This window comes from Herbiconiux daphne (assembly GCF_024979295.1).
In the GTDB taxonomy this organism is placed as follows: Bacteria; Actinomycetota; Actinomycetes; order Actinomycetales; family Microbacteriaceae; genus Herbiconiux; species Herbiconiux daphnes.
The window spans coordinates 1-507 of sequence record NZ_JANLCJ010000861.1 but is presented as its reverse complement, the minus strand read 5'-3'; the positions used below and the strand labels follow the sequence as shown (position 1 = coordinate 507).

1 protein-coding gene is annotated in these 507 nt (G+C 45.4%); it reads right to left on the bottom strand.

Translation table 11 applies throughout. The features are described from left to right. The coding region (locus tag N1032_RS28090; RefSeq protein WP_259544039.1) for a hypothetical protein at positions 1-507 on the bottom strand (507 nt) is incomplete at both ends.

Below are 507 nucleotides of genomic sequence, written 5' to 3'. Positions count from 1 at the left end.
GTTTACGACAATGACCACATCAGGCGGGATTTCTAACGCTGGGTTATTAGGGGCATCCGGGTTAGGATTACCAGTGTTTACCGGGTCTGTTTCCACGTTGTCAGTGGAGCCGCTAACAGGATCGGTAACAGGGGCAGGGTCAGAACCCGGAGCCGTTTCCGTTTCACCTGGCTGATTTGCAACTACCGGAGCGTCCCCGTTTCGATCATCAACCAGCTTTTTATTTTTGTAATGCCATACGCTACCGAAATCAACATCTAATTCCGTACCGTACATTTCGTTAATAGCGTCTACCGCCATCATACGATTTTGCATCATATTATAGACGAAGGGAAATAATGCGTCTTCGCCCTGATCTACTTCTGAGCTAATCAATCTTTCTTTCTTCATATTAAAGGCAGAAGAAAGTCCGATTTCTTGCAGCAGGTTAGATTTTAAATATTGGTGATAGGCGACCATTTCTTGAATAGAAACACCGCCCGCGCCGTTACCAGTCTGTACTTTAAT